The organism is Dysgonomonas mossii, from assembly GCF_004569505.1.
Classification (GTDB): domain Bacteria; phylum Bacteroidota; class Bacteroidia; order Bacteroidales; family Dysgonomonadaceae; genus Dysgonomonas.
Genome location: NZ_SPPK01000003.1, coordinates 1 through 24,605 on the forward strand (window position 1 = coordinate 1; position 24,605 = coordinate 24,605).

At 36.7% G+C, this 24,605-nt stretch carries 26 protein-coding genes and 3 pseudogenes; 15 read left to right on the top strand and 14 right to left on the bottom strand.

The genetic code is table 11. From position 1 onward, the window contains the following. The first annotated feature begins 246 nt into the window (after positions 1-246). Positions 247-1,450, top strand: a pseudogene (locus tag E4T88_RS09915) (IS256 family transposase). Between the two features lie 147 nt (positions 1,451-1,597). On the opposite strand, the gene nudK reads toward E4T88_RS09915, so the two are convergent. The 4 genes from nudK to E4T88_RS09935 all read right to left on the bottom strand — a co-directional run bounded on the left by nudK (position 1,598) and on the right by E4T88_RS09935 (position 3,818). Beyond that, complete coding sequence (gene nudK, locus E4T88_RS09920; RefSeq protein ID WP_135105291.1) at positions 1,598-2,176, bottom strand: GDP-mannose pyrophosphatase NudK; 579 nt, start codon at positions 2,174-2,176, stop codon at positions 1,598-1,600. A gap of 250 nt (positions 2,177-2,426) precedes the next feature. Further along, a complete protein-coding gene (locus E4T88_RS09925; RefSeq protein WP_221411798.1) occupies positions 2,427-2,831 on the bottom strand; it encodes an NUDIX hydrolase in 405 nt (134 codons plus the stop codon). Positions 2,832-2,922: 91 nt separating this feature from the next. Further along, positions 2,923-3,522 carry an HD domain-containing protein gene (locus E4T88_RS09930; protein ID WP_135105293.1) on the bottom strand — a complete coding sequence of 200 codons (600 nt, stop codon included), beginning with the start codon at positions 3,520-3,522 and terminating at the stop codon, positions 2,923-2,925. A gap of 8 nt (positions 3,523-3,530) precedes the next feature. Then, positions 3,531-3,818, bottom strand: a complete 288-nt coding sequence (locus E4T88_RS09935; protein WP_135105294.1) for a putative quinol monooxygenase — start codon at positions 3,816-3,818, stop codon at positions 3,531-3,533. A gap of 203 nt (positions 3,819-4,021) precedes the next feature. On the opposite strand from E4T88_RS09935, the gene hxsA2 reads away from it, so the two are divergent. From hxsA2 to E4T88_RS18280, 6 genes and pseudogenes are all read left to right on the top strand, one after another. Then, complete coding sequence (hxsA2, locus tag E4T88_RS09940; RefSeq protein WP_135105295.1) at positions 4,022-4,702, top strand: His-Xaa-Ser repeat protein HxsA2; 681 nt, start codon at positions 4,022-4,024, stop codon at positions 4,700-4,702. A gap of 4 nt (positions 4,703-4,706) precedes the next feature. Further along, a complete protein-coding gene (gene hxsD / locus E4T88_RS09945; protein WP_135105296.1) occupies positions 4,707-5,054 on the top strand; it encodes a His-Xaa-Ser system protein HxsD in 348 nt (115 codons plus the stop codon). Beyond that, complete coding sequence (hxsB, locus tag E4T88_RS09950; RefSeq protein ID WP_135105297.1) at positions 5,054-6,463, top strand: His-Xaa-Ser system radical SAM maturase HxsB; 1,410 nt, start codon at positions 5,054-5,056, stop codon at positions 6,461-6,463. Before hxsD ends, hxsB begins: the two co-directional genes overlap by 1 nt. After that, positions 6,460-7,329, top strand: a complete 870-nt coding sequence (gene hxsC, locus E4T88_RS09955) for a His-Xaa-Ser system radical SAM maturase HxsC (protein ID WP_135105298.1) — start codon at positions 6,460-6,462, stop codon at positions 7,327-7,329. The genes hxsB and hxsC overlap by 4 nt, the downstream gene beginning before the upstream one ends. 389 nt (positions 7,330-7,718) lie before the next feature. Further along, positions 7,719-8,675 carry a helix-turn-helix domain-containing protein gene (locus E4T88_RS09960; protein WP_135105299.1) on the top strand — a complete coding sequence of 319 codons (957 nt, stop codon included), beginning with the start codon at positions 7,719-7,721 and terminating at the stop codon, positions 8,673-8,675. A gap of 110 nt (positions 8,676-8,785) precedes the next feature. Beyond that, a pseudogene (locus tag E4T88_RS18280) lies at positions 8,786-9,283 on the top strand (DUF2938 domain-containing protein). Positions 9,284-9,345: 62 nt separating this feature from the next. On the opposite strand, the gene E4T88_RS18395 reads toward E4T88_RS18280, so the two are convergent. Continuing rightward, a complete protein-coding gene (locus tag E4T88_RS18395) occupies positions 9,346-9,498 on the bottom strand; it encodes a LytTR family transcriptional regulator DNA-binding domain-containing protein (RefSeq protein ID WP_135105300.1) in 153 nt (50 codons plus the stop codon). Between the two features lie 12 nt (positions 9,499-9,510). Here E4T88_RS18395 and E4T88_RS09975 point away from each other — a divergent pair. The 6 genes and pseudogenes from E4T88_RS09975 to E4T88_RS10000 form a co-directional block, all read left to right on the top strand. Further along, positions 9,511-9,705 (top strand): annotated as a pseudogene (locus tag E4T88_RS09975) (tyrosine-type recombinase/integrase); the annotation flags it as partial. A gap of 2 nt (positions 9,706-9,707) precedes the next feature. Continuing rightward, positions 9,708-10,211: an ORF6N domain-containing protein gene (locus E4T88_RS09980; protein WP_135105302.1), complete on the top strand. Its 504-nt coding sequence runs from the start codon at positions 9,708-9,710 to the stop codon at positions 10,209-10,211. Positions 10,212-10,457: 246 nt separating this feature from the next. Next, a complete protein-coding gene (locus E4T88_RS09985; protein ID WP_135105303.1) occupies positions 10,458-10,730 on the top strand; it encodes a helix-turn-helix domain-containing protein in 273 nt (90 codons plus the stop codon). Positions 10,731-10,757: 27 nt separating this feature from the next. Beyond that, positions 10,758-11,054, top strand: coding sequence for a helix-turn-helix domain-containing protein (locus E4T88_RS09990; protein ID WP_135105304.1), 297 nt, complete (start codon positions 10,758-10,760; stop codon positions 11,052-11,054). A gap of 99 nt (positions 11,055-11,153) precedes the next feature. Beyond that, positions 11,154-11,444 carry a helix-turn-helix domain-containing protein gene (locus tag E4T88_RS09995; RefSeq protein WP_135105305.1) on the top strand — a complete coding sequence of 97 codons (291 nt, stop codon included), beginning with the start codon at positions 11,154-11,156 and terminating at the stop codon, positions 11,442-11,444. A gap of 10 nt (positions 11,445-11,454) precedes the next feature. Beyond that, entirely contained in the window at positions 11,455-11,745 is a 291-nt protein-coding gene (locus tag E4T88_RS10000) for a helix-turn-helix domain-containing protein (protein ID WP_135105306.1), read from the top strand. 81 nt (positions 11,746-11,826) lie between these two features. Here the strand turns inward: E4T88_RS10000 and E4T88_RS10005 are convergent, their stop codons facing one another. The 9 genes from E4T88_RS10005 to E4T88_RS10045 all read right to left on the bottom strand — a co-directional run bounded on the left by E4T88_RS10005 (position 11,827) and on the right by E4T88_RS10045 (position 22,494). Beyond that, a complete protein-coding gene (locus tag E4T88_RS10005) occupies positions 11,827-12,933 on the bottom strand; it encodes an AAA family ATPase (protein WP_135105307.1) in 1,107 nt (368 codons plus the stop codon). Beyond that, the gene (locus E4T88_RS10010; RefSeq protein WP_135105308.1) at positions 12,930-13,643 is read right to left on the bottom strand and encodes an RNA ligase family protein; all 714 of its coding nucleotides are present in this window, start codon (positions 13,641-13,643) and stop codon (positions 12,930-12,932) included. The genes E4T88_RS10005 and E4T88_RS10010 overlap by 4 nt, the downstream gene beginning before the upstream one ends. Positions 13,644-13,778: 135 nt before the next feature. Further along, a complete protein-coding gene (locus E4T88_RS10015; protein ID WP_135105309.1) occupies positions 13,779-14,321 on the bottom strand; it encodes an RNA 2'-phosphotransferase in 543 nt (180 codons plus the stop codon). A gap of 15 nt (positions 14,322-14,336) precedes the next feature. Beyond that, on the bottom strand, positions 14,337-14,927 hold the full coding sequence (locus tag E4T88_RS10020; protein ID WP_135105310.1) for a hypothetical protein: 591 nt from the start codon (positions 14,925-14,927) through the stop codon (positions 14,337-14,339). A gap of 3 nt (positions 14,928-14,930) precedes the next feature. Then, positions 14,931-15,557, bottom strand: a complete 627-nt coding sequence (gene prfH / locus E4T88_RS10025; protein WP_135105311.1) for a peptide chain release factor H — start codon at positions 15,555-15,557, stop codon at positions 14,931-14,933. Positions 15,558-15,587: 30 nt separating this feature from the next. Next, positions 15,588-16,985 (bottom strand): RtcB family protein, encoded by a 1,398-nt coding sequence (locus tag E4T88_RS10030; protein ID WP_135105312.1) that lies wholly within the window; start codon positions 16,983-16,985, stop codon positions 15,588-15,590. A gap of 430 nt (positions 16,986-17,415) precedes the next feature. After that, positions 17,416-18,726, bottom strand: a complete 1,311-nt coding sequence (locus E4T88_RS10035) for an RtcB family protein (RefSeq protein WP_135105313.1) — start codon at positions 18,724-18,726, stop codon at positions 17,416-17,418. Positions 18,727-19,685: 959 nt separating this feature from the next. Continuing rightward, complete coding sequence (locus E4T88_RS10040; RefSeq protein ID WP_135105314.1) at positions 19,686-20,795, bottom strand: Fic family protein; 1,110 nt, start codon at positions 20,793-20,795, stop codon at positions 19,686-19,688. A gap of 181 nt (positions 20,796-20,976) precedes the next feature. Next, positions 20,977-22,494, bottom strand: coding sequence for a TROVE domain-containing protein (locus E4T88_RS10045; RefSeq protein WP_135105315.1), 1,518 nt, complete (start codon positions 22,492-22,494; stop codon positions 20,977-20,979). 132 nt (positions 22,495-22,626) lie between these two features. On the opposite strand from E4T88_RS10045, the gene E4T88_RS10050 reads away from it, so the two are divergent. Then, entirely contained in the window at positions 22,627-23,361 is a 735-nt protein-coding gene (locus tag E4T88_RS10050; protein WP_135105316.1) for a hypothetical protein, read from the top strand. Between the two features lie 16 nt (positions 23,362-23,377). After that, positions 23,378-24,385, top strand: a complete 1,008-nt coding sequence (locus E4T88_RS10055; protein ID WP_135105317.1) for a helix-turn-helix transcriptional regulator — start codon at positions 23,378-23,380, stop codon at positions 24,383-24,385. Positions 24,386-24,605 lie beyond the last annotated feature (220 nt).

Here is a 24,605-nt window from a genome sequence, read left to right on the forward strand (position 1 = left end):
ATGAAAAAAAATGTCTGGTCGATAAGAGTTCTTGAAAAGATTGGACTTCAGTATGAAAGAGATATAGAATTCGATGGATGTGAAGGTGCAATTTACAAAGTTGAAAAATAATTAGCATAGAAATATCACCAATAGTCTTGTTTGCCGATATAAGGACATTGTCCAAAATGATGTGTAAATGAAAAACTACAGGCTGTAAGGCTTGTAGTTTTTCATTTATTAATAACTTTATAAAAAGTGTTTATTATGGACGTTCCAAAAAATTTGTTTAGTAAAGAGTTCTTATCTCAATTTAAGACACGCGAAGAAGTTGATTCCTTTTAAAGCAGCTTCACGTTCAGGTTTATGAACAGATGCTTCAGGCAGAGATGGATAACCATTTAGGCTATGAAAGGCATCAAAAAGGAGATTTAATCACCGACAACTCCCGCAATGGGATCTATACCAAGAAAGTTCAGGGAGAATATGGAGAATCCACCATAGAAGTTCCCCGTGACCGTAATGGCGAATTTGAACCGGTGGTTATCCCCAAACATGAGAACCGTGGTTCGAGTATTGACAGATTAATAATCTCTTTGTATGCCAAAGGTATGAGCGTTTCGGATATTGAACAGGAAATGCATGAGATATCCGGTTTTAAACTATCCACATCTTCCATCCCCACATTACCAATAAGGTAAATCAGGAAGCTTTTGAGTGGCAGAACCGCCCGTTAGAAAACTTATACCTGATAGTTCGGATGGATGGGATTATTTTTAAAGTCAGAGAGGCAGGTAAGGTTATCAATAAGACAGTCTATTTGTGTGTAGGGCTAAATAAGGAAGGCTTTAAAGAAGTCCTGGGCATGTGGGTTGGTAAAACAGAATTTTCTTCGTTTTGGATGGGTGTCCTAACTGACTTAAAAGCCCGTGGAGTGCAAGACATCCTCATTACAGTTACAGATAATCTGTGTGGATTTACAGATACAATAAAAAGTGTCTTTACTGAATCAACGACTCAAATATGCGTAGTCCATCAAATCCGTAACTCGTGCCGTTATGTTGTTTGGAAAGAAAAGAAAGAGTTTACTTCTGATTTAAAGAACATCTACAATGCTCCTACAAAAGATGCAGCTAAACTTGAATTGGATGATTTCGAACAAAAATGGGGTTCTAAATATCCTTATGCTATCCGTTCGTGGCGTAACAACTGGGATGAACTGACTTCTTTTTTTGACTTCCCGCTGGAAATCCATAAAATCATCTATACCACCAATCTGATAGAAAATCTGAACGGTAAGATACGCAAATACACCAAAAACAAGTTATCATTCTCAACGGATGATGCCTTGGAAAAGTCTGTATATCTGGCTATCAGCGAGATTGAGAAAAAATGGACGATGCCCATTCATAACTGGGGTTTAATACTCAATCAATTTTTAGCTATCTTTGAGAGCAGAGTAGTACGATAAAGAAATATATAGGATAAAAGCCCTAAGGCTAGTTTTTCATTTACACAAGGTTATGGACAGTCCCTTTTATTTTTTTGATAATTCAATAGATACTTTACGGAATTCGTTGAGTACAAGAAGAGGACTGTCATAGATTATTGCTTCAAATTACAGAATGTTGTGCAATTTTATATATTGCAGTAACATGATTGTTTTACCATCCCTAATCTCTCCATTTTTTATCATTTCCATTGCTCTGTCAACCTTCAACTCTAGAACTTCTATGTTTTCTTGTTCTTCATCGAGCCCCCCTCCTTCGTTCACTTTCATATCCTTGGTGTATTCAGCAATAAAAAAATAAACAATCTCGGTAACAGAACCGGGAGACATATACGCCTCAAAAATTTTTTGAACTTGTGAAATTTTGTACCCTGTTTCCTCTTCTGTTTCTCTTTTAATACACACTTCAGCATTGTCTTTATCTAATAATCCAGCACAAGATTCTATAAGCATTCCTGAATCATTGCCATTGAGATAAGTGGGCAACCTAAATTGTCGTGTGAGAATAACTGTTTGGTTCTCCTTATTATACAACAAGATAGTAGCGCCGTTACCTCTGTCATAAGCCTCTCTGCTTTGTGTATCTATAGTGCCATCCTCTTTTAAGTATTCATAGGTTACTTTTCGGAGTGTGTACCAATTGTCTGACAATACTTCTGTTTTTATTATTTTTACTTTTTCATTCATATTCATTTATTTTATGCATACTAAAGTTAAGCTTTTTCTGATTAGTCCAATACTGTTTTGATCTTTCATAACTGATCTCTTTAGTATAATTAATAATTTTTAGTCTGATATCTGATAATACTTTAGTTATTATAAAAGATGAAAATTAAGATCATACAAATTATTAATATTTTAATAATCAGTCAACCTTAGTTTTGATTTTCATGATAGCTCCTCTTCTTATTTTCTATACAGATTTCCTCTTTCTCATCTATAAAATTATACCATCTTCTTTCAATAGTGCAAAAACTTTTAATACACCGGGAACCTGAGCCGGTTCTAGCTTGTACATCCCTAAGTCAAAAAATTTCACTGCAGTAATTTCATGGCTTGGCTGTATCTCTTCTGTTAAATTATATTGAAAAGTATCTTGTTCCATTATTAACTCAGGACTTTCTCCATATGCCGGAGCTGAAATGTGTTTGTAATTTTCAATTTTATCTGGTTGCAAGTCAATGTTTAACTCTTCCTTAATTTCTCTGATAAGTGCTTCTTTGGCTGTTTCTCCTTTATCTACTTTCCCTCCGGGTAAATACCATGCATTTTTATTACTACTGTATGCTAAAAGCAATTGATTGTTTTTTGTAACGACCAATCCTGCTGTTAATAATTTCATTATTATACTTTAATTTATTGTAACCCAATGGGGCAAAATACCTTTGCTTTCAATGCTATTAAATCAAAATAAGATGAATTTAATTACATTCTTATTGAACTTCCTTATAAAATTTAGCTATGTATTCTTCCATAAAAGAATGGCGTTCTGCTGCTATTAACTTAGCAGATTCAGTATTCATCATATCTTTTAGCTTAAACAGCTTATCATAAAAGTGTTGAATACTTGAATTCTCTTTCTCTTTTTCATCAGGACTATATAGAATTCGATTCTTACTACCACCATATGCAAAGCAGCGTGCAATACCAATTGCTCCGATAGCATCTAAACGATCTGCATCCTGTACAATTTCTGCTTCTATGGAGGATGGCTTATTTCCTTTACTGAAAGAAACTTGAGAAACAATCTCGACAACTTTGTTTATCGTAGACTGATCAACAAGTAATGATTTAAGAAAAGCATTGATTAACTCTTCAGATTTATCCAAACCATTATAAAGCTTATGATCCCCTAAATCATGTAACCAAGCTGCTAATTCAACCAGAAAGCAATCAGCCTGTTCTGTTTGCAAAATCTTTCGGGAATTGATTACCACTCGTTCTATATGACAGTAATCGTGTCCTGTTCCTTCTTTGAGAAAAGTATCTTTTATATATTCCTGTGCTTTTATCAAAATATCTTTATTCTCCATTCTTTTACTTATTGAAAAATCTCCATAATGGTAAATTCACATTCTTTAGATTGATGCTTATTAATCAAAGGAACCAACCGTCTGAAATGCTCTGTCTGGCAATGCCTGTCCAATGCATCATGATCCGGCCATTCTTCAATGAAGATAAAGTGAGTTTTATCGTCCTGATCTATATAAAGGTTGTATTCTATACAATCCTTTTCCATTTTGGTCTTAGCAACCAATTCAGCATAAAGAGGTTTTACAATATCTAAATATTCTTCTTTAATAAAATCCTCGGCTATAACTTTTATCATTGTTTGAATTATTATTTACAGATACTTATTTCTCTCTACAAATATACAGAATGAGGCAGATAAAAGAGTAAGTATATTCTCTGCTTTTATGTATAATAAAGCTGTTCGATAAATTATATTGATTATTTTTTAGCATTTATTCACTATAATAAAAGAGTATTTTATATCTTTATACATGGAATCAGCTAATTAAGTAATTATCTATGAAATCACGTTTTAATAAAATTCTGAAAGGGATCTTTTTGACCTCTTTAACATCTATCGTTGCTACAACAAATACGGAAGCCTCTAACTATGACATTAGTAAGTTGAACTTAGATAATGCAAAAAAGGAACCTGAAATAAGTCCTAAAAAAGATAATTCTCAGAAATTTGTTTTAAAATTTCAGAATGATAATTCTTACCTGATTGCAGGCCATAGAAGCCACAGATCACATTCTTCGCATAGGTCACATTCCTCACACCGATCAAGTAGTTCTACTTATTCTGGTGGTTCGAGCAGGTCTTCTTCGTCATCTTCTTACTATTATTCCTCACCTTCTACTGGTACGTCTACAGGAACGTCAAATACAAAACCGTCAAGTAGTAAAACGACGGGAAATAGTGGCACATCCACTTCAACTCAAAGGACAACATCAACAACGGCTGTCGGTGAGAAACTCAATTTGGGCGATAGAATTCTCAAAAAAGGAATGACCGGAACAGATGTTACACAGCTGAAAAACATCTTAATTGATAAAAAATATTTATCAGGATCTTTTGCAAAAGGAGCTATTTTATTTGATAATGAAATAGAGAAGGCAGTTATTTCTTTTCAAAATAAGATAGGAATAGATGCAGACGGTATTGTAGATACACAAACTGTTTATTTCCTGAAAAAATAGTAAGATGACAGATTTTAGAAAAATAGCAGAGAACTTCATCCGTTTTTCAGTTGACACCCAGATTTATAATGATACAGTTATATCAAAGGTACTATATTGGCTGACTGACTCATACCTGATAAGTCGTAATACTTCAACCGATACAATCCAATCTATTGAGCTCAAGAAGAAAGAGGGTATTTTTATTCAAGAAGAGATTGATCAGCTAGAAAGAAAACTTAATCAGGACTTTATCGATTACAAAGTTCGGGATATTGTCGGACAAGAGACTCATAATATTCGGGATATTCTTTATGTGAAAGCTTTTGCGAATAATGATGAGTTTGAAGATTATATGCTAACCGGAGAATAATGTATTACTTATTACCTTTTCGATTTGATCGTATCGACAATAATGAGATTCTGGTTAATGAAGTTGGAGATTATCTGATTACTCCTGTTGGGACAGCCAGCAGAATAGTAAACCGGGAAATTGAAACAGATGAAAATTTATATAAAGATCTTATTTCTTCGTATTTTATCAGTGAAATACCAATTCCTTACCTGATAGATAGTCTTGCGGCTCGACTGCGAACAAAGAAATCATTCCTGGATCATTTTACATCCTTACATATATTTGTATTGACCTTGCGATGCAATCAAAATTGCATCTATTGTCAGGCATCCAGTAAAGAATGTTACGGTTCATTATACGATATGAGCAAAGATACGATGCTTAAATCCATTGATCTGATGTTTAAATCTCCATCACCTTCCATAACAATGGAGTTTCAGGGAGGAGAACCATCTCTAATGGCTGATTTATTACTCTTTGCAATATCAACCACACAAGAAAAGAATATCCTTTACCGGAAAGAGATTACTTATGTCTTGTGTACTAACAGCGTAAATCTGACCGACGAAGTTTTATCGATTTGTACAACATACCAGGTACTGATATCGACATCTCTTGATGGCCCTGAGGAACTGCATAACCACAATAGAGGGAAGATTGACAGTTATTCGCGTGTTATAAAAGGAATTGAGAAAGCACGGGATGTTTTGGGGATAGATCGAGTATCCGCTTTAATGACAGCCTCAGAAGAATCAGTTAATCATCCAAATGAGATTATTGATGCATATATAGACAATGGTTTCCATAGTATCTTCTTAAGAGCTTTAAACCCTTATGGTATGGCTTCCCAATATGCAGATTGGAATGAATATTATGATAGGTTTATTCTTTTTTACAAGAAGGCGTTGGATTACATTATAGAACTGAATAAAAATGGAACTTACTTTATCGAAGAGTTCACTGCTTTAGTTTTGAGGAAGATCTTGACTCCTTTTTCTATTGGTTTTGTAGACCTTCAGTCTCCGGCAGGAATCATCAATAGTGTGATTGTATACAACTATGACGGTTATGTGTATGCTTCGGATGAATCTAGAATGCTAACCGAGCATGGAGACAATACATTTCGGCTTGGACATGTTAATGATACTTATGAGAATATACTCTATGGAAAAAAAGCTCAGGAGATAGCATTGATCTGGGCAAACGAAACTATTGCAGGATGTTCGGAATGTGCTTATCAATCTTATTGCGGCGCCGATCCTGTAAGAAACCATTCAACACAAGGTGATATGTATGGTTTTAGACCAACATCTTCTTTTTGTAAGAAGCATAAACAAATAATACAACATATCTTTTCATTATTGATAAACAGAGAAGAAGAGGTATTACCTATATTCAAACGGTGGATTAATAACAGTGTCGGATGATTAAAACTGAATTAGATATTAACTCCAACGACAACTCCCTTTTTGTTACAGCACAATGTAATAATAGGTGCCTGATGTGCTCACAGCCTCCGCTAAACAGGAATGATATAGACTTATTATTCGAACGTAATTTGGCTATTATTGAGTCTGCTCCTTCTGAATTAACTGATATTGGAATAACAGGAGGAGAACCTACATTATTAGGTGACAAACTCTTTTTGTTGATAGAAAAAATAAAGGAGAAGCTACCCGAAACTCAAATACATATACTATCCAATGGCCGTGCTTTTGCAAACCGTGACTATGTAAAGAAACTTGCTGCTGTTGGAGCTGACAGATTATTATTGGGGATTCCTCTACATTCCGACTACTTGCATGATCATGATCATATTGCACAGGCAGTAGGATCATATAATGAGACAGTAAAAGGATTATATAATCTGGCTGAATTTAATATTCGAATAGAACTCCGTATTGTTATCAATAAGATAAATTATCTACGCTTACCGCAGCTATCGAATTTTATATATAAGAACTTGCCCTTTGTTACTCATATCTCTTTTATGGGATTAGAAGATACTGGCTACAGCATAAAGAATCACGAACAAGTTTGGATAGACCCAATTGATTTTCAAATTCAACTAGAGAAGGCTGTAATAAATCTTGCTACATGGGGATTGGATGTCTCGGTTTTTAATCTGCCTCTTTGTTCTTTACCCTCATCATTACATGAGTTTGCTCGTAAATCGATTTCTGATTGGAAAGTAAAATATCTGGAGGAGTGTAGGCTTTGTTCAGTGAAGGATATATGTTGTGGGTTATTTGCTACATCCAAAGGAGAATATAAAATAAGACCAATTATTTAATAAAAATAGGAATCTATGGAAAAAGTGTCCTTAGTATATTCAGGACACCATGGTTAAAATATAGGGCGGTTTAGTCGGCAGCAGTTTGAAGATCATTTATGCTACCAAATCGGTATCTAGTCTTAAATGAATATAAAATATGATGTAATCAAACAAATTTCCAAACTTCAAATCAGGTGTTGAAAGGCCTTATATAAAGATGTTTATTTTATACTCTATTATGGTATAGCTGTTAATATGTAATAGTAGAAAGATAGTCAGATGGCTATCTCTCTCCATTGATAAGATTGTTGATCAGATTGATACTGAAAACTAGTATCCAATTTGGATATCCAAACAACATTTTGTGTAAATTTGTATCATAATTGTTTTACTAAAGCATACATTCCATGTCGGAGCTGAAGGTTACAGAATTATTAACAGGACAAGACTTCAAAGACTTTTACTTTGTAGACTCGAAAGATTCTTTTTGCGAGATTCAGGGTTCTACTTCTTGTCAGTACGGTAGTGGCTTTTTAGAAATTGCTGACTTGGATGTGCTAAATAAAAAACGTAAACCTACAAATGTAGAGAATATGGTGACGCGGCAACGCTTCTATACCATTACTTTTCTGACAGCAGGAGAGATCATAGAAACAATTGGTTCTAAGAAATATCACTTCAAGCCCAATACACTTTTCTTTATTCCCCAAAATCAACTTAACAGTGTAAAATCATGGAGTGATGATGTGAGAGGTATCTTTTGTATGTTTGATGCTGACTACTTTCTATTGGTGGCTAAGCAAGTTGTTAGACTACAGCAATTCCCATTTTATCAGTTAGACAAAGATCCCTTTGTAGAGTTGGCTGGAGATGAGGTGATAACGATGAAACAACTCTTTTCTAAATTACAAGAGGAGAAATGCTTCAAACAAAGCCTGAATGATGATACTCTAACACGTATGTTTCTGAATATAACATTAATGGAAGCAGAACGTATTTATGCAAACAAACAAGACTCGTGTAACTTATCATTAACTAGAGGTGATAAATTGGTTGCCGAATTTCAGAGACTGGTCAGTAAACATTTTATAGAAAAAAGACTTGTATCTGATTATGCTGATCTATTGCATGTACACCCTAACCACTTGAATAGTATGGTAAAAGATGCTAGTGGGGTCACAGCAAGTGTTATGATTCAAAATCAACTTATCGAAGAGGCTAAATCTCGTATACTCCAGTCTACTGATAGTATTTCAGCCATTGCACTGCAACTAAACTTTAAAGATGAATCCTACTTTGGTCGATTCTTCAAAAAACTTACACGGCTTACTCCGTTACAATTTCGAAAACTACATAAGCTGTAGTATATATATTCTTTGATTTATACCATTTCTCCTTTGCTAAGTGTCAGCATTGAAAGAGATGAGCTGCCTAACTTTGTCGCATTCAATAATACATAAAAAAAAGAATGATGATGAATGTAAGTGATTTGATAATCAGTTCCGTATTTATAGGTGTGGGTGCTACAATAGTAATGGATGTTGTAGCAATAATTCTAAAAAAGGTGTTTAATATTTCAACCCTTAATTATAGTTTAGTGGGTAGATGGATTGGTTATTTTCCCAAAGGAAAATTTATGCATCAGAGTGTAGCAGATCTAGCTCCTATAAAAGGAGAAACTGCACTAGATTGGACTGCTCATTACTGTATTGGTATTACTTTCGCTTTTCTGATGTTGCTAATATGGGGAGATTCGTGATTGTTGCACCCAACTGTCGTTTTACCAGTCGTTTATGGTATTGTTACTACTCTGGCTTCGTGGGTACTGATGCAACCAGCCTTTGGACAAGGAATAGCAGCATCAAAAACTCCACATCCGTGGAAGGCGAGAGCACGAAGTCTAATGACACATGCCGTCTATGGATTAGGCATCTATATCGTTGCTTGGTGTTTTAATTATATTTCTATATAATAACGCAGATTTGTTTTATCATTAAACATATGTATACCAGCAAACTGAGGGGCTCTGCTCTCTTATATTCGAAGATGGGGAGTTCTTTGTTTCCGGTAAAGAGACTCCTCATTAATCTTTTCGATGTGACTTACGTTGACTAGATACGAATTATCTATTCTAAAGAAATATTGTTTAGATAAGATTCCTTCTAGTGAAACCATTGTTTGATACATGACATAGGTTTTACCTTCTACGTAGCCAGGCACACATTTGCCACAACGGTTACTTTAGCCAATAAAGTAACTATGGAAAATGTTGCTAAGATGCTTGGTCATTCTTCTACCCGTATGACACAACATTATGCAAAAGTTCTTGATCAAAGTATTATGGAAGATATGATAAATGTAGATAGCAAAATTTCGAACCTTAAATTGAAATAGTTATAGATTTGCAAGTAATTCAAAATCGGATATATGAGATAAGAGGCTGTAGAGTTATGTTAGATTTCGATTTAGCCGAGCGTTACCAAGTTTCAACAAAGGCCTTAAAGCAAGCAGTCAAAAGAAATTTGCAGAGATTTCCTGAAGACTTTATGTTTGAAATGAATAGTGAAGAGTGGGAAATCTTGAGGTCACAAATTGTGACCTCAAGTTGGGGTGGTACACGATATATGCCCTTTGTCTTTACAGAGCAAGGTGTTGCTATGTTATCCAGTGTATTAAGAAGTGAAATCGCGATCGAAGTCAATATCTCAATTATGCGGGCTTTTGTAAAAATGAGAGAGCTTTCTTCTCGCTATAGTGAATTAAACCAAAAACTTGAAACCTTTATGATTGATACTAACATCCAATTCAATGAAGTTTATCAGGCTCTTACTGAATTGGCTAGTAAAAAGGAATCAGAGGATAAACCCAGAAAGAAAGTCGGGTTTGTGAAAGATGAATAAGCTTAAAGGTCACGGAGTGTGATCTTAAAATAAGAAGTAGATAGCCGGTCACAAATTGTGACCGGCTATTTTTTTGCTGCCCCTTCCCGAAAAAGACAATTTGAATCAAACCGACAAATTCCGACAAAACCCGACAATTACCCACACAGCTATGTATATCAGGTATTTATGTAATTTATAATTCTATATTCGCTTTTGATTTGCAAATCATCAAATAGTTTATGTTGTTTAATTAAATGAATCATTATGGAAATAACGAACATAGATAAAGCTGTATTTGAAGCTATGATATTACAGTTTCGAAGCCTGAAGGATAGAATTGATCTCTTATGCAGTAAGTATAAAAGTAAAGGATTGGATCAGTGGCTCGACAATCAGGATGTATGCCTGATGCTTAATATATCTCCCCGTACTCTACAAACTTATAGAGATACAGGAAGGATTAGTTTCAGCCGTATGAATAATAAAATCTACTATAGGGTTTCGGATATTGAAGAGATTCTGAAATCAGACAAATAAAAGCATAAAACATATAACTAAAATATTATGGAAGAATTAATTACAAAACGCAACAAAGATGTTGTTGTATTTTTTGAAGGTCTGGAAGAAATGATTGCCTGTTTGGAAGAAACATTCGAGGAAACCAGACCCTTAGTTAATGCAGAACGCTATCTGACAGACAAGGAGGTTGCCGGAATATTGAAAGTCAGCCGCAGGACTTTACATGATTATCGCAATCAGGGAGTACTTTCTTACATACTGTTAGGCGGTAAGGTCTTATATAAAGAATCGGATTTGGAGAAGACATTAAATGATAATTATGTCAAAGCTTTTCAAAACTGAACAAGTTGGAGGATAATCTATTTTTAGACAGAGAAAGAAGGGGCTAGACCCGACCTCTTTCTCTGCTCTATTACTATAAACAGTTACAAATAAATTAATATGGAAAAAGAATTTATAATGATTGAGAAAGATGTTTTCAATAAAATGTTGGAACGCCTGGCCAAGTTTGACAAACTTGTCAATGTTCTATTTAACAAGAACAATCGAGGGAGTACCACTAAATGGCTGGATACACAAGAAGCCTGCTCTATTCTGTGCATTACTCCCCAAACACTAAAGATTTACCGGGATACGGGAAGACTTGGATACTCCAAAATTGAAGGAAGAATTCTTTACCTGAAAAGCGACATCCAGGATTTTCTGAATAATAATGAAATGCCTAACAAATAATTATATGATTATGAAAAAGATAACAGAATCAGATGCCAGAGTCTCATACTTCTTTAACACCATAGATCGTATAACCCTGCTGCTCGAAGATTTGCTAGCCAGCCAAAAGCCTTTATTGAACGGCGAGCGTTATATTACAGATGAAGATCTGTCGGAACTCTTAAAAGTACATCGGCGTACATTAAATGACTATCGTAAGAAAGGGATCTTGCGCTATATCTATTTTGGAGGGAAGGTTCTTTACCGCGAGTCAGATATACAGCGGGTTTTAAATGAACTTTATATGCCTAAGTGGCGATAGTCCCGAGTTTGAACAAGAGATATGTAACTATTTTCAAGAAAATAAGGCAGAAAACATATCTCATTTTCTGCCTTATCAATCTTATACAATATACTCTACCTCATGTACTTCCATCAATTGAGGAATATCCAGTTTGGAAAGTAACTTATCCAGAACATTTTCAGGTAAAGGGTATTCCCTGTTACGATTTTGGCTTCGCCACTGTTCATAAGGCTTTTCCAAATATACAATCTTCACTTTTGCTCCATAAGAGACAAATAGATCAAGTAACTGGCTTCGCATCTGTTGAGTTATGTTCGTAGCATTCCAAACAAAGTTTTGTCCTTTCCGTAGATAAGTACGGGCTTCTTCCTTTGCCGTTTGCACGACCCATCCATTACCTGATTTATCGGTCGGACTGATCTTATGTTTGCGACGGATGACATCAAGACTGACAACAGGAATATCCTTATCCAAGGATTGGATATAATGATCTTTACCCATTCCCGGCAGGCCGGACATCATAGTTACTTCACACTTGAAATTCTCGAACGGAACATATTCCACATAACTATCTTCTGTATTGAAATAGTGAAAACGGGCAGCATCGGTCACAAACTCTTTTTTCTTATCCCAGCAATCATGCTCTTTGCAAAATAGTTCGAAATACTCTAAAGCATCCAATACTTTGCCGGCATCTTCACAAATACGTCCTCGAATATCTGCTTCAGCCAATATTCGCAGATGTTGCATATTGGTACGTTGATTTATCTCCAGCATTTTTCTCAAAGGTTCAGGCTTATCCATCATCCAAAGAGGAAATCCGTGAAAGCGAACCAATGATGTGATCTGCTCGCGAATATCAAACGGTGTCGGTACATCCCTGAATAAAATTGTACGTGCAGTATATTCTCCCCTTCGGGCATGACCGTTCGCCGAAATATTTCCATTGCCTTCATCTACTGATGTTGAGCGTTTTTCTATATCGTGCATTAATGCTGCAGCCCAAAGGATTTCTTTATCCTGTTCATCTAAATTCTGAAAGGATGATAATTTTAGTAGCTCATCTAATACCATCTGAGTATGAATAGCCACATTTCCCTCTGCATGATGAATCTTATGTTGCTCCACATACTTCATTTCATCAACCCACGAAAATTGCCTTTCAAGGGATGCCCAGTCTTTATTCTTTGTCAATTGCCAAATCATAATTTATCCTCCTTTCTATATTCTGTTTCCCAATAAAGTTTTGCACGTTTCCAGTTACGAGTCCAATGTTCATCCGTTTTTACATGACCTTTACGGACATACTTGAAAACATTATGCATAAATTCCTCAACAGGATATTCTTCTATATTCCGTGTCACGACACCCTCACGCGTACAGTCTTCGCCTGTAAATGGACTGAGAGAGCCAAAAACGCTTTCTTCTTTTGCCCAACTTTCTATTTTAATTTGTAATGCTTCTTTTGTTAAATCTTTTGTTGGTTCGATAGCTAATTCGGGAACGGTTGGTAAATCAAATATCGCGGCATAAAACTTTACCTCTTCCCACGACAGCCATTTATCTAGCTGCCGTACAGCGAAAATAAAATAATATTCCTCGATGTGCTTATATTCAATCGAATGAACTGCATAAAGATTTTCGCCAAAGAGTTCTATATTTCCCAAGTCATTTTTCATCAGCTCCCAACGTTCTCTCAATTGGCTTGTCCAAAGTGATGTCGTGGGGGCAACGTGTGATCGGGCAAATACCCCAAATTGATTGAGACAATTATTCTCTCCATCCAGTTTCTCTGTATGTACAAGGGTTTCTATCCGTTGGATATCTTCCCAGTAAGCATGATTGAATCGGTCGTCACTTGTTGTTCCCGGTGAAAAGGGAAAGTGGTAGGTACGACCATATTTTTGTGATAACATAATTGTAATTGTTTCGTTTATAAATATATAAATTTCTTATCTGATAAATTTTCAGGTTTATCAGACAGATAAAATAGGGAGCATATCCCTTATGAAACTAACAATTACATGATTTCTAATTTTTTATACTGTTATTTACTTCGATATATATTTCACATCTACATAATCTGTCAGCCAAACTCCATTATCCGATTGATAAAAAAGAATGCCATCCTGGTGCATTTTGCCTGTCATAATAGTTAAGACAATAACTTTTCCATGCCGTGAACCGACCTTTGTTGCTGTTTCCTTATCCTTGCTCAGATGTACATGCTGGCGACTACCTTTTATTATGCCTTGTTCCATAATGGACGAAAGAAATCGGGTAGCTGTTCCGTGATAGAGAAATTCAGGTGGCTCTACCGGAGATAAGGCAAGGTCAATATCGATGGAGTGTCCTTGATTAGCTCTGATTTTATTTCGCTTTTCATTAAACGAGTAGCGTTGCTTATCATTCGTTTCCACAATTTCAATCAGGTCTTCCATTGAAAAGTGATAACGATGCTTCTTGCATTTATCAATCAGATCTTTCACATTCGCCCAACCTTGCTCGTCAAGTTCCAATCCGATTTTGTCGGGATCGTGTCTAAGTATGAGACTCAGAAATTTACCGATCCGTTTTTTATCTTGTTCTGTCATAATTATACTCTTTTGTTAAAACGGAAAGTACTCAAAATACTTGTTCCATATAATTTCTTCATACTTGAAAGCATAACTTTCTGCATATTTTTCACCTCTGGCTATTATTCTTGATCTGGTATTAATTCTGTCGTGATGATGTCCCAGTTCATGAAGGAAAATATGTAGAAGCAGATATGCTTTTATCTGATTTTCTGTGAAATCGCAAATAACATGATCTTTCTTTACCTGACACTTAACTCCCAATCGGTCAAATATACTTTTATGAGCTTTGTAATACCCTAAACTATATTCTTTTGTCATTTCTTTTTCCCATGCACATATAGCAATTACTCCATTCTGATACCATCCATCAGTATAGTAATCACCACTTGCTAATAACACTGCATCAAACATGACATCAATCTCTTCTCGGTTTGGTAATATTTCCAAAAATTGCTTTATATCCCTTTTCTTCAGAAAATGCTTATACCCTTTTCCCGGATTCTCAATATCAATTTGAATTTCGTCTTGGTATGTATTCCAGTAATTAGGGGTTTTAGCATGTCTGTTTTTCCTTTGTACAGTTCCGTTCTTTATTCTGGTTGCTGTTCGTCTCGCAAACATAATCTACTTTATTAATGGTTCTTGTATTACTTTCACCGGATTTCCTCTTTCGAGGCTATTATGATTATCCCAATTCTCCTGTGCTTTTTGCATAGTCTGTTCTATATTCCATGCCGAAAGTTTAATTAATAGCCGCTCAGTTGCCAACTTCTTGTTTTGTAATTGCGACCGCTGATCAGATGCTGTTACACTCATTCCCGACGGAGCATGAGTAGCTCGTACAGCCGATTCTGTTTTATTGACATGCTGACCGCCGGGACCGGAAGATCGTAATGTTTGATAGGTGATATATTTTGTATCTATTTCACTCAGTTCTGTCGAAGTAAAGGAATTTACTCCAACAAACCAGTTTTTCCGTTTATGATAGATACGGTAAGGGCTTTGTGCTATCCATTGAATAGTTCCTTCCCATTCATCCACTATTTCATCTACCTTACTGCCTTCAAGAAATACAATTGCTGAAAACAGCGTGCGATTCATATCTACTTCCTCCCGTTCAATAACCTCAGCTATCAATCCCACCTTTCGGGCTTGTATCAGGATCTTCTCCAATACCAATGCTACTACACGGCAACATTCGGCAGGACCACGTCCGGAAGTTATTTGTAAGTATATTTTATTATTATTCATCTAGTTTGTTTAATAAAAGGGTCTGCGACCCTATTCTTTATTCATTCTTACTATCCGTGGCATAAATTTACCATGAATTTCTACTAATGACTCCTGTGCCGGCATTATACGGTCGATGTCTTTATAAGCTAGAGGCATCTCCTCTACACTACCACCGATAAGGGTCACTTCATTCTGAGAAAGCAGTTTTTTTAATGCCGATTGTGTAAACTGGCTTTTTGCTTTCTGGCGTGACATGGCTCGTCCTGCTCCATGTGATGCCGAGTTGAGCGATTGAATTTCGCCTTTTCCACAAACCAGATAGCCTGCTGTTGCCATACTTCCCGGAATAAATCCTGCAACACCTTCTCCTGCAGGAGTAGCCCCTTTGCGATGTACGATTGCGTACCTGTTTGGAGCAATCTCTTCTCGCCATGCAAAATTGTGATGATTGTTCACATTGGCTATGGCTTTCAAGCCTAAAGCCTTTGACAGATTGATATGTATCCGTTCGTGGCATGCTCGTGCAAAATCACCTGCCAAATTCATACTCATCCAATACTCCTGTCCCGCTTCCGTATCCAGTCCAAGCCATGCAAAATGCTGCGCCTCTCTCGGCAACTTACACACTTCGCGGGCAATATCGCTGTAGTGCCTTGCAATAGCTGCACCCATTCCCCTTGACCCTGAATGTGAGAGTAATGCCAGATAGTTTCCTTGCGGAAGATTCAAAACATTGTTTTCAACTAATTCAATCTCTCCGAATTCTACGAAATGATTTCCGCCTCCGGATGAACCTAATTGGCGAACTACTTTGCCATGTAATTGCTTCAGCAAAGGAGTTAATTGAAACTCACTCCTGTCGAGAATCTCATGTTCCTGTGGAAAGCCTAAGCATCCGTCCATACCAAAATGGGTATATTCTTTCAAAGCCTCTTTGATCTGGTGCGAATAGCGTTTCAGATAATCTGCCTTCGCATCGAATACCGTCAGACTCATCCGACAACCTATATCTACACCTACAGCATAAGGTATAACTGCATTTTCTACAGCCAATACTCCGCCGATAGGTAATCCGTATCCTGCATGTGCATCTGGCATTAACGCTCCAGCGACTGTGATGGGGAGACGCATAGCGAGTTCCATTTGCTGCTTGGCTAAGCCTTCGATAAACTTGCTTCCATAGGTTTTGAATGATAAAGGTTCATGAAGGAGGTCGTAAACTGTGAATTGTTTTTCAGTTGTTATCGGCGAGAAATGTTCTGCCAGTTTGCCCCATACTTCATTGTTTTTATATTTTTCGGGATTATTCAACAAATCGACTAAAGTTATTTTAATCTCTTCTTTTGTATTGTATTTGCAGTGCTTGCTGATTGTATTTATTGCCAGACTGCGAGCTATATTGTTGGTATATCCCAGTTTACTTAATTCTTTTGGTTGTATGCCCATGTTTGTTTGATTGGTACACAAGAATATACAGGTATCAGACTAATCTTTATCCAAGACCAGATATCCTTTGATTTGTGATACAGTGCAGCCGAACGGATATAATAATCCCTCAAGCTGATATATCAGCAATTAATAATAAAATTTAATGATGAGTTTGAAACTAACCAATGTCTATCAACTTTGCAGCCGTGAATTGTGATAGATGTGTTTGAATATTGTAAGGTTCATCATCCCGATAAACCAAATTAGTTTCTTTGCGTGTATGTTATTTTTTGACCAACATAATTGTACCCTTTCTCTAAAATTTTAAGGGTTAGTATTCTATTTACGGATGCAAATATATAAAGGATTTTCATATTAACAAATTTTTAGAATAAAAAGATAATATGAAAATCAACAATATATATTCTTCCATATTGAAAATACTTTTCTAGTTGGCTTTGATATTCATTATTGGCTTGATAGAGTCTATGATTGTAGCTGTATCTTTTATAGCTTCCATAATTACATTCTTATCCTTATAAGCCATCGGTGACTCATCAAGGGTTGATTTGCAGACCGAAGTAGAATAAATGCCCTCCATTTCTTTCGAAAATTCTTGCATATCTAACGTTTTTAATGCTTGGTTACGAGCCAATACACGTCCGGCTCCGTGAGGGGCTGAGCAGTTCCAGTCCGGATTGCTTTTTCCTTCACAAATCAATATTCCGTCACGCATATTAAATGGAATTACCATTCTTTCTCCTTTATAAGATCGGATTGCTCCTTTTCGGGTAATCCAGTCGGTGGTATCTATAAAGTTATGCATCGAGTAAACGGAATCAACGGCATAACAGTCTTCTCCCAAATCCTTGAAAATAGCCTTAGACATGGCCTTATGATTGAATTGTGCATAAGTCTGTGCAATTACCATATCAACCAGATATTGGTACATGTCATCCCCTTCGAGCATGTATTCTTTTTTATCGACTTTATATCTTTTTGCCAGTTCTGCCAGTTTCATTGGAATATCGGAGGTTGGCTGAGTATTTTTGGTGATTTGTTTAAACTCATCAAAATACTCCTGTGTCAACCCTCTTTCGGCAAGCATTTTTTTAGCATGATAGTTACATACTTTCAGTCCGAAATTACGTGACCCGGAATGGATGGTCAGGTAATGTGAACCATCGTTTACCGACTCTCCCACTTCAATAAAATGGTTTCCGCCACCTAAAGTTCCGATTGAATAATAGAAGTTTTCTTCTTTAATCCCCACTTTTTTGCAGAGAGTTATAATATATTCTTTATCTATTATAATTGAACTTTTCTCTTCTCCGAAGCGGTTTGCCCATTCTTTTTGGAATGCCTGAAGATTTGTATTTACAGCTTCAAAATAAGATTCTACCCACCAGTCATCGTAGTTCTTTTCTTTTCGGATATTCATTCCCATTGGAACCGAACGTCTGATGGCACGGTCGAGCGTTGGCAAGTAATCAGCTTCGATACGCTTATTCAGTTTATGCGTAGTAACCGAGCAACCGATATCCACCCCTATATAGTTAGGATTAACCATCTTTGTCATAGGCATAGTAAATCCGATAACAATACCCTTACCTACATGGGTATCTGGCATGATACGTACCTGTACACCTTCTGACACCTCATGGTTCAGGATATTCTTTATCAATTCTATTGCTCCATCTTCTACTTCATTCAAGAAGATTTTACAGTCTTGGTTATATTTTCCTTTTAATTCAATCATAATATCTTCTTTTTTATAAAAAGTCAGGGTAATAAATCGAAAAGGCCTTACATACCGGTGTTTTACTCTAAACTACCAGCTTTTGCATGGCAGGAATTGCACCTGCGTCGCCGGAGCCCAACGAAGAACTCCTTTTCTACGACACCTGACTAAATCTTAATTATATAACGAAGCAACAAACGGAAAAAGCTCGTGCAGGATTCGAACCTGCGGTGGCCACTTGAACGAAGTAACTCTCTCCTACGGCATTCGTTTATATGAGAAACAGAAGTAACAAACGAAAAGAGAAACGGGGCATAGCATTGCCGGAGTCGAACCGGATAGTCTCGCCGATTTTACGGCCTCACTATTCCTCCCCTAAATTGAGCTGAAGTAACTCTTCTCTACGACATTCTGTTTTTATTCTTTTATTAAAAAGCAAGGTAACAAGCAATAAAGGACTTATATTTTACTGAGCTACATCCTGAAAGATGATGAGAATCGAACTCATGCCACAATACTCTTTCGAGTATCTGCTCTACCGTCGAAGTAACCCTTACTTACGACACTTGCTATTTCTTCAATAAAAACAAGGCAACAGGCGAAAAGAGACTGTATTCCTGCTCTACCTTCTGAGCTACACTCCCCTTTTATATTATTACTTGCTTGTGGGAGTGGTGAGAATCGAACCCACGACCCGGGCATTAAAAGTGCGAAGTAACTCTCTTCTACGGCACTTGTTTATCTTGTTATATCAATGATCTCTTTCTTTGATGATACAAAGTTAGAATAGCGATGCGCAGTCTTTTTGCGCAAATGAATTTATTTTAATTTTTTTGTCCTGTTTTTTTACAATCTTATGATACGACTCGTGAAAAGTACACATTAAAATCGACTTGCTTTATTCCGACAAACCTTATATAGAAAGTTATAACAACTTGTTGTCTAATTATATTAATCTGATTACAAGTGTGTTTTGTTTATCCCTCTACAATTTCATAATTGGTACTTCGTCCGCCCTCATCAGTCTTTCTTAATACTCCTTTATTTACCAAGTCTTGGATATCACGCAAAGCCGTATCAGGGGAAGTCTTTGTTATCTTCGCCCATTTAGAAGTTGTCAGTTTACCATCGAAACCATCCCAAAGCATATTTATTATTTTGGTCTGTCGGTCATTCATGCTGATTTTACGATTCTTCTCCCAAAACTTCGACTTTTGTAAAATTCTGCTTAATGAGTTTTCAGAATCCAACAACGCAGCTTCTAAGCAGTCTAAAAACCATATAAGCCAAGCAGTAATATCAAGATTACTCTTTTGTGTTTTCTCCAACACTTCATAATAGAGTTTCCTCTCTTTCCTTATTTGGGCTGACATGCTGTAAAAGCGTTGCGGTATGCCATCGGCACGAGTGAGCAGCATATCGGCTATTGTACGTGCCAACCTGCCGTTACCATCATCGAAAGGGTGGATAGTGACAAACCATAGATGCGCTATTGCAGCCCTCAAAGCGGGATCGGTTCTATCTTCACAATTGAGCCATGATAGAAAGTTTTCCATTTCTTGGGGGACATCGTTAGCTTCCGGGGCTTGATAATGAACTTTCTCTTTACCCATAGCACCCGACACAACTTGCATTGCTCCGCCCTCGTCTTTGCGCCAATCACCAACCGTTATTCTGTGCATTCCGCTTCTTCCTGTCGGAAACAATGCGGCATGCCAACTAAAAAGCCGTTCTTGTGTCAATAGCTGTAAATAGTTTTGTGTTGCATCTATCATTACTTCTACAACACCATCAATATATCTGTCGGCTTGAGGTAATCCCGAATTATCTATTCCCAGATGTCGGGCGATGGATGAACGAACTTGTTCGCTGTCCAATATTTCACCCTCTATTTCTGACGATTTGGTGATTTCCATAGTCAAGGTGTCCAATTCGGCTGAACTCTTTAAATCGAATCCTAACAGGCTCATCTTACCTATAAGCCTGCCTTGTATGGCTCTTACTTTACCTAAATGATAAGATATTTCCTTATCATCCCATTCGAAGTTTGCCCAATCGTTTTGCTGCCAAATATAAATCTTTCGCATAATCACCGTATATTTTGCGGTAAATATAAAGATTATTTTCCGCATAGCAATTTTATCGCTGTATATTTTGCGGAGAATAAAAAATAATTACCGCATAACGAAAAAGGGCAGCAATAATGCCACCCTCTACTATCTATTGTTAAACCTTATTCTCGACAATTAGCTAAAGCTGATTTACGCTTCACTCCAATTCTATTTTCCGTATCTCGTCCAAAGCATCGCCACCACGGTCTATGGCTGCTATGATGTCGAATACCTTATCAGACCAGCCTGCTATCAGATATACATCCTCGCGGGTGATATCCAAAGGTGTGGTTCCGTATCCCGACAGGTCGAACAAATACAGCTTACTGTTTGGCGACACTTTTTTGTAATCATTCCACAGGTTAGCTATTTTCTTATCGTTGCGGTTGTTCCACAGCTGGCAGTCGGTAAACATCATTACTTTATCTACCTGCCGTTTGCTTTTCAGCAAATCTTCTATCACCAGATAACCGTTGGTTGCATAACCTACTTCTCCTTCGCGACGGTAGAAAGCATCTACATTGGACAATATACCTTTAGTAGGGACATTTATCACTTTCCATTTATCACCGAACATCCCTGTTATAGCATTCTTGCAACGCGACTTCAGCAGCATGGCGAGCATAAGTCCTATATCGTAAGACAATATCTTGCTCTTTGGCGATATAGCCTTTTGCATGGAACCCGATACATCGGCTGCTATCAGCACTTTTGTATCTTCACCGAATCCTGCTATGTTTTCTGCAGATACGGCGACAGCTTTTTCCAGTGCATCCAAAACACGTCCGGCATAAGCCGACTTCACTTTCGATATTTCACGATAGGCTGCAAGGAAACGGAATGGCAGCTGTTTGGAACGATGTACAGCTTCTGCATTCGACAATGTTTCACAAACTTTCGTTATATGCTGTTGTGATACTCCAGCCTCCAATATATTACGCAGGTTACGCATTAATGCCATATATCCGATTTTACGGCTGTCTATCAGTTCTTCCCACTTCATACGGAAAGCGATTTCTTTTTCTGTATCGGAAACAAACCCTGTTTGTCCCAATGCCGAAAGTTCCGTTTCCCAGGTGTATGGAATCTCCAGTTCGTTGTTAACTATTTTATTGAACAATACTTGTTGCGATTCGTCTTTTGCTTTCGGGTGAACAAGAAACAGGGCATCGCGTAATTTGACTTCCGCATCACGGTTGTATTTAGCAAACTGATATTCATCGAATTTGTTGAAAGCACCCTGCAAACCCGATTGAAGCTGTTTTGACAAGCGGTTCAGTTTTTTTGTATCCTGACGCTGGTTAGCCAACTGGTAATATGCCAACAGTTCGGTTATCTCATCGGCACGCTGTACGATACCCGATACCATTTTGTTAACGGTAGAGTCTCCACGGTGTACTTTTGCCAGCTCTACTGCCAATACCAAAGGGATGGAACGCATATTCATCTTCTGACGGGCATATACTGCCAGTTGTGCCACGAATACAGGATCACACCGAACGATCAGTTTACGCAATGTTTCTATTCTTGCATCTGCCTTTTCGTAAAACTTGTCACTCAACGAAGAGGTAACGGCAGCAGTATACAATTGCCACTCTGGTGACAGGCGGTATGCTTGTCCGCCTTCATAATTTGTCACCTTGTTTTTTCCTTTTGTTGTAAAATTAAATTTCATCTCTGTAATTTTTAATTGGTAAGGTCTTTTACGACACTCTTTGTTTGTTTGACATTACAAAGATTTCGACACTGCTACGCAGTATTTTTGCGTAAACGAAATTATTTTTATTATTTTTGAGAAAACAAAAATATGAATCGATATTTACTACTTCTTTCATACATATTGGTATATGGCACATTTGGTTTATTTGCACAAACAAAAGATGATTTTAAATATTTTTCTCAATTTGCCATTATAAATGATAAAGACGGGTATACCAATATCCGAGATGAGAATAAAAAAATAATAGGAACACTTAATGATGATGAAGTGTTTGTCCGATCAGAAATCGAAGAAGCTATAGGTGACTATATACCTATCGTATGGGGGATTGGTTCTAATCTGGAAAGAAGTGGCTATATACATAAATCTCGGATTAAATTCTTATATCAATTGCCTCTCTTAAAAAGGACAATCTCGAATAATTTAGCAACTTTTGAGGGTGAAAGTGTAAAGGTGGAAATTAGCATAGGGACTTTAGACCTCACCAATAAAAGAGTGGTTTTACATCCGGAATACGGGTATCCAATTAAAATAAGTGGGTGTGATGTTTTTGGAAGCGATTGTGTTTCATTAGATGATTTTTATCGAAACACCGAGATTAAGTCCATAAAATATTCTACAAATGGAGCATTTTCTCAATTTAATTTAAAAGATATTGCAGGTTACTTATTTCCATCTTTACAGAATACATTTGTTTCTGTTAGTAATAATGGAACTATCTATATTTCAATGAATAATGGTGATGGAGCCGGATCATATTGCCTTCTATGGATTTTAAAGGAAGGTAAAATCACGAAGAAAATAACATACATAGGATTTTAGATTAATTTTCAAGACCATGCCAATTAACCGTAACGCCCTCATCCGTTATAAAACGATAGATACTTGTCTGCGAAACAAATACAGGCAATGGACACTCGAAGATTTAATAGATGCCTGTTCGGATGCCTTGTATGAATATGAAGGTATAGACAAAGGTATCAGTAAACGTACTGTGCAAATGGATATCCAAATGATGCGCAGCGAGAAACTAGGTTATAACGCGCCTATTGTTGTATATGATAATAAATACTACAAATATGAAGATGAGGATTACAGCATAACCAATACCCCTTTATCAGAACAGGACTTAAAAACAATGTCGGAGGCAGTAGAGGTGCTTCGCCAATTCAAAGGCTTTTCTTATTTTTCAGGAATGGGAGATATTGTCAGTCGTCTTGAAGACCATGTAACATCTGCAAAACAGAAAACCATACCCGTTATTGATTTTGAGAAAAATGAAAGCTTGAAAGGATTGGCCTATCTTGATATTATCTATCATGCAATTGTGAATAAGCAGGTACTGAGTATGAAATACCGATCCTTCAAAGCCCGTTCTGCGAACACATTCATGTTTCACCCATACTTGTTAAAGGAATACCGTAACCGATGGTTTGTATTTGGTCGCCGAAAGGGAAATCTTATCAACTTAGCATTGGATAGAATCCATCATATTGAAATAGCAGAGAAAGAAAGATTCATTGAAAACGATTTATTCGATCCTCAAACATTCTTTGACGATTTAGTGGGAGTTACGAAGAACGTAGGGATGAAAGCCGAAACTGTCCGCTTTTCGGTAAATAAGGAAAATGCACCCTATGTTCAGACTAAACCTTTTCATAAAAGCCAACAGCTGATCGACGCACAAGAAGATGGTTCTATGGTGTTTGAAATAAAGGTTGTTATCAATCAGGAGTTACAGAGAGAGTTCTTCGGATATGTAGATACCATAAAAATTTTATCTCCGCAATCATTGGTCGATTTTATGGCATGGAAATTCAGGGCGGCACAAGAGAGATATTCCTGATTTAATAATTACATAATCATATTTCTTTCAAAGATCGAAGCAAGGGACTCTAAATTAAGAAATATGGCATATATCTGAGTCGTTTTCAGGTCGGAACAGGAAAAATATATTCCGTCTTATTCCTGTACTTCTCAAATAATCCAATACCACGACACCATATCACACAAAAAGCGGCAAACCAAAGAAATCTTCAATTTGTCGCTTTTATATTTATTCTTTC

What these genes read in the sequence shown, in the direction of transcription:
- nudK (WP_135105291.1), bottom strand. Translation starts at nt 2,176, where the DNA reads ATGAATGAAAAAGTAAAAATAATAAAAACAGAAGTATTGTCAGACAAT.
- E4T88_RS09925 (WP_221411798.1), bottom strand. Translation starts at nt 2,831, where the DNA reads ATGAAATTATTAACAGCAGGATTGGTCGTTACAAAAAACAATCAATTG.
- E4T88_RS09930 (WP_135105293.1), bottom strand. Translation starts at nt 3,522, where the DNA reads ATGGAGAATAAAGATATTTTGATAAAAGCACAGGAATATATAAAAGAT.
- E4T88_RS09935 (WP_135105294.1), bottom strand. Translation starts at nt 3,818, where the DNA reads ATGATAAAAGTTATAGCCGAGGATTTTATTAAAGAAGAATATTTAGAT.
- hxsA2 (WP_135105295.1), top strand. Translation starts at nt 4,022, where the DNA reads ATGAAATCACGTTTTAATAAAATTCTGAAAGGGATCTTTTTGACCTCT.
- hxsD (WP_135105296.1), top strand. Translation starts at nt 4,707, where the DNA reads ATGACAGATTTTAGAAAAATAGCAGAGAACTTCATCCGTTTTTCAGTT.
- hxsB (WP_135105297.1), top strand. Translation starts at nt 5,054, where the DNA reads ATGTATTACTTATTACCTTTTCGATTTGATCGTATCGACAATAATGAG.
- hxsC (WP_135105298.1), top strand. Translation starts at nt 6,460, where the DNA reads ATGATTAAAACTGAATTAGATATTAACTCCAACGACAACTCCCTTTTT.
- E4T88_RS09960 (WP_135105299.1), top strand. Translation starts at nt 7,719, where the DNA reads ATGTCGGAGCTGAAGGTTACAGAATTATTAACAGGACAAGACTTCAAA.
- E4T88_RS18395 (WP_135105300.1), bottom strand. Translation starts at nt 9,498, where the DNA reads ATGTATCAAACAATGGTTTCACTAGAAGGAATCTTATCTAAACAATAT.
- E4T88_RS09985 (WP_135105303.1), top strand. Translation starts at nt 10,458, where the DNA reads ATGGAAATAACGAACATAGATAAAGCTGTATTTGAAGCTATGATATTA.
- E4T88_RS09990 (WP_135105304.1), top strand. Translation starts at nt 10,758, where the DNA reads ATGGAAGAATTAATTACAAAACGCAACAAAGATGTTGTTGTATTTTTT.
- E4T88_RS09995 (WP_135105305.1), top strand. Translation starts at nt 11,154, where the DNA reads ATGGAAAAAGAATTTATAATGATTGAGAAAGATGTTTTCAATAAAATG.
- E4T88_RS10000 (WP_135105306.1), top strand. Translation starts at nt 11,455, where the DNA reads ATGAAAAAGATAACAGAATCAGATGCCAGAGTCTCATACTTCTTTAAC.
- E4T88_RS10005 (WP_135105307.1), bottom strand. Translation starts at nt 12,933, where the DNA reads ATGATTTGGCAATTGACAAAGAATAAAGACTGGGCATCCCTTGAAAGG.
- E4T88_RS10010 (WP_135105308.1), bottom strand. Translation starts at nt 13,643, where the DNA reads ATGTTATCACAAAAATATGGTCGTACCTACCACTTTCCCTTTTCACCG.
- E4T88_RS10015 (WP_135105309.1), bottom strand. Translation starts at nt 14,321, where the DNA reads ATGACAGAACAAGATAAAAAACGGATCGGTAAATTTCTGAGTCTCATA.
- E4T88_RS10020 (WP_135105310.1), bottom strand. Translation starts at nt 14,927, where the DNA reads ATGTTTGCGAGACGAACAGCAACCAGAATAAAGAACGGAACTGTACAA.
- prfH (WP_135105311.1), bottom strand. Translation starts at nt 15,557, where the DNA reads ATGAATAATAATAAAATATACTTACAAATAACTTCCGGACGTGGTCCT.
- E4T88_RS10030 (WP_135105312.1), bottom strand. Translation starts at nt 16,985, where the DNA reads ATGGGCATACAACCAAAAGAATTAAGTAAACTGGGATATACCAACAAT.
- E4T88_RS10035 (WP_135105313.1), bottom strand. Translation starts at nt 18,726, where the DNA reads ATGATTGAATTAAAAGGAAAATATAACCAAGACTGTAAAATCTTCTTG.
- E4T88_RS10040 (WP_135105314.1), bottom strand. Translation starts at nt 20,795, where the DNA reads ATGCGAAAGATTTATATTTGGCAGCAAAACGATTGGGCAAACTTCGAA.
- E4T88_RS10045 (WP_135105315.1), bottom strand. Translation starts at nt 22,494, where the DNA reads ATGAAATTTAATTTTACAACAAAAGGAAAAAACAAGGTGACAAATTAT.
- E4T88_RS10050 (WP_135105316.1), top strand. Translation starts at nt 22,627, where the DNA reads ATGAATCGATATTTACTACTTCTTTCATACATATTGGTATATGGCACA.
- E4T88_RS10055 (WP_135105317.1), top strand. Translation starts at nt 23,378, where the DNA reads ATGCCAATTAACCGTAACGCCCTCATCCGTTATAAAACGATAGATACT.